General features: G+C 62.4%; 3 protein-coding genes and 1 pseudogene. 2 read left to right on the top strand and 2 right to left on the bottom strand.

What is annotated here, in order from left to right; genetic code table 11:
• Positions 1–265: 265 nt before the first annotated feature.
• Both O2807_13625 and O2807_13620 read left to right on the top strand, forming a co-directional pair.
• Positions 266–508: pseudogene (locus tag O2807_13625) on the top strand (ferredoxin family protein).
• Positions 509–1,287: 779 nt separating this feature from the next.
• On the top strand, positions 1,288–2,094 hold the full coding sequence (locus O2807_13620; protein MDA1001541.1) for an alpha/beta fold hydrolase: 807 nt from the start codon (positions 1,288–1,290) through the stop codon (positions 2,092–2,094).
• 23 nt (positions 2,095–2,117) lie between these two features.
• On the opposite strand, the gene O2807_13615 is transcribed toward O2807_13620, so the two are convergent.
• A complete protein-coding gene (locus tag O2807_13615) occupies positions 2,118–2,639 on the bottom strand; it encodes a hypothetical protein (GenBank protein MDA1001540.1) in 522 nt (173 codons plus the stop codon).
• A 101-nt stretch (positions 2,640–2,740) separates the two neighbouring features.
• Positions 2,741–3,523 (bottom strand): DUF1848 domain-containing protein (locus tag O2807_13610; GenBank protein MDA1001539.1); only part of this gene is annotated, 783 nt, incomplete at its 5' end.

Raw genomic sequence — 3,523 nt, 5'->3', positions numbered from 1 at the left:
AGGACCTCAAGCAGGCCAACGGCGCGATACGGCGGGCGCTTGTCCTGAGACCGGACTTTCCGGAGGCCGATAAAGTCCTCCAGTCCATCCGGGCGGCGGAGGAACGGATCAGCAAGAAATAGCCCGGAACGGGGCTTTTCTCCAACCCCCGGCCCGTTGCATGGCGGGCCATACCTTATGTTAGGATGCGCCTCGCATCTTCAAGGGAGTTGCCTGCGCGAAGGCGGGGCGGCTCCGCCAGTTCTTCAGGAGGGATGAAAGTCCGATGACCCATGTCATCGCGGAGCCTTGCATCGGGACCAAAGATACCGCTTGCGTGGAAGTCTGCCCGGTCGATTGCATTCATCAGGCCGAGGACGGCTCGAGCGAGATGCTCTACATCGACCCGAATGAGTGCATCGACTGCGCGGCCTGTGTCCCGGCCTGCCCGGTGGACGCCATCTTCGCCGAAGCGGATCTTCCGGCCAAATGGGCCAAATACACCCAGATGAACGTCGATTTTTTCGTGGGCGGCGCCGCCGCCGCCGCCCCGGCCAAGGCGGCGGGCGCTCCCGCAGCCTCCGCTGCGCCGGCCAAGGCGAAGGCTCCCGAACCCGCACCCAAACCGCTTGAACTCACCTCCGAGGAGATGTACCGCTCGATCTCCGAAATCCGGGAGGAACTTGCGAACCAGCGGGGGTTGACGGAGGTCCCGGAAACGTCGATCCGCCGCTCCCCCGCCCTCCTGGCGGCCATCGCCGCGGTTGCTCTTTTGTTCGTCTACGCGATTTCCAATAATTTCTCCAAAACCCTGAACACCTCGCTCCAGGGGCAAATCGCCGCCCACGCCCTGCTGGGCCAAAAACCCACTATTTCCGGAAATCACTATACGATGGCGCACGAGATCGACGGAAAGCCCTACGTCGCCAAGGTGGCGGATTCGATTTTCGGCGGGCGCAATCTTTCCATTCTCGCGCCCACCGGCCCGGTTCTGGGCATCTACCATGAAGATGAGTCGTTTTTCGCAGCGAGCACGAATCAGGAAAGCCGCTATTTCCACGAATTCATCGACAACAACAGCGACGGAAATGTGGATTCCGTCATGCTCGTTCGAGAATTCTGGTCGAAGGAACACCGGTTCCTCGGAAGGTACCAGAAACCCGTTCCTCCCACGGAAATACATCAGGCGGAGTTTCAAAAGGCTTCCGCCGTTCTCGCCGTAAAACTGGGCATCAAAACACCCTGACGCGGGCCGCCGGTTGTCTTTTCTCCATCCGGCCGGCGAGTCCTTCGGGAGGATATCTCCCCATGCCGAAAGTAAATTCCCAGAGCGTGGACATCGCCTATGAAGTACTGAACCCGGGGGGCGACGCCATTCCGGTGTTCTTCATTACCGGCCTTCCCGGCGTCCGGGCCGCCTGGTTCAAGCAAACCGGGGCCTTCACAAAACGAGGGCCCGTCGTCCTGCACGACCACAGGGGGACCGGCGAGAGCGCCAAGCCGCTCGGCGTCTATTCCATCGAGGCCATGGCGGAGGATGTCATCGCCATCATGGACGCCGAGGGCATCGAGAAGGGGCACATGGTGGGAAGCTCGACCGGCGGCGCCATCATCCAGGCGCTCTGCGTCGATCACCCCGGACGCGTGCAGAGCGCGGTCATGGTCGGCACCTGGGCCAAGTCGGATGAATTTTTTCTCAGACAATACGGGATGCGGAAGCGGGTCCTTCTCGAGATGGGCGTCGAAGCCTACACCCAGTTTGCCGCCTACACGGTCTACCCGCCGCGCTTCGTCGCCGAAAACGATGAGATGCTGAAAGATTGGGTCAAGCTGGGGGTGGAACCCTCCCCGCCGGTGGAGGTCGTCGCCGAGCGGATTGACGCCATCCTCGCCCACGATCAGCTCGGGCGCATCGGACAGATCAAGGCGCCGACGCTCATCCTCGGGGCCCGGGACGACTTCATCACCCCGCCCTACTACGCCGAACAGCTGAAAGCGGGGATACCGGGAGCGGAACTTGATATCTTCGAGGAGGGCGGACACCTCCTCTTCCAGCCCTACGCGGAAAAATTCAACGAAAAGGTCCCCGCCTTCATCGCCCGGAACGAACCGTAGCCCCGCCAGACAATAAACCGCGGCTAAAAATCGATCTTGTCGGCCTCGTCCGTTTCGGGGAACGGCCCTTCCTTGATCTCGACGGCCCGGGTGCCGGGCTCGAGAAACTCAATCTGGTGGCCCTCGTACATCAAGATGAAGTCGCCGGGGTTCAACACCACATCTTTCACATGATCGCCTTCTTTCGCATAGACCCCGATGCGCATCTTCCCGGCCTTGCAGAGCATGATCTGGTGGCGTGTCGTCGTCTTGGGCCGCTCGGTCACCGCGTGGTAGTGCGGGTTGACCACGGAGCCCGGATCGCGGTTCAGCAGGATGATCTGGATCGGCAGTTCATTCGCCGTGATGTGGGCCTTGGTGTTCCTTTCCTTCTCCGGGTCCTGGCCCTGGTAGGCGGTCGCCAGATGGGCTTTTTCCTCTTCGGTATCGAGATAGGGCGGGAACGCGGCATAATCGTCAAAATCATCCCGGACGACCATGGCGATCGTGCGGCCGTCGGCGGCCTTGATGTACTCGATTCCCTTGGTCTGAATTTCCTGGGCCATGTATCATCTCCTGTCAAATAAGGGCTGCAAACAGAAAAAAACAGCGATTTCCAGAGTCCCTGATGTAAATCATACCGGACCGGCCCGTCAATTCGCCTTCATCAAAGACAGGCGCGCTCGGGCGCCCGCTGCCGGTAGCGCCGAATCGCCGCCTCCGGGCTCGCATTCGCGTAGCAGTAGAGACAGCCGTGGGGACAGGTGTCGTAGGCCCCGATGTCCCGCGAGGCGGCGCAGCCGCACGCCGCGCGGCTCGGGCGGATGGGCAGCCCCCCGCCCGCGGGCGCGAGCGCGGCAATCAGGTCCGGGTCCACACATCTGGCCTTTCCGACCGCGCCCTCCACGACTTCATCCTCGCAGCAGGCCAGAACGCGAATCCCGTGCCGGGCGCCGAGCCCGGCCAGCTCCGCCGCCAACTCCGCGCAAACCTCCCTCGAATCCAGAGTAAGCCGCCCCGCCTCCATCAGCGGGCGGAGGTTCCGCTTCACCTTCCCGTAGAAATCCAGAAAGCTGATGATGCAAACTTCCGTCAGGCCCTCGAGCGCCGCCGCCAGGGCGGTGAAATTCCGCAGATGAAAGGCCGCATCCGTCTCCTCCGAAAGAACAATCGGATCGTAGCGCCACCGCACGCGCGCCGGCCCGATCCGGCGGGCCAGGCGCCCGATCACGCGGAGCGCCTGCTCCGGCGGCGGCACGCCCCGCTCGAGGAAAGAAGGATAGCCCGTCAGCGTATAGAGGAAATAATACGGCACCCCCGCATCCTCGATAAGCGAAAGGTGTGGCAGGAGCGGCGCGGCGTTCCGCGTCCAAAAAACATATGCGCGCACATCCTCGGGGAGAAGCGAGACCCGGTGCGTCTTTCCGTTGAAGGGGTTGCGGTAGTCGGC

The sequence above is a fragment of the bacterium genome, from assembly GCA_027622355.1.
In the GTDB taxonomy this organism is placed as follows: domain Bacteria; phylum UBA8248; class UBA8248; order UBA8248; family UBA8248; genus JAQBZT01.
This window is presented reverse-complemented; position numbering and strand designations above follow the sequence as displayed.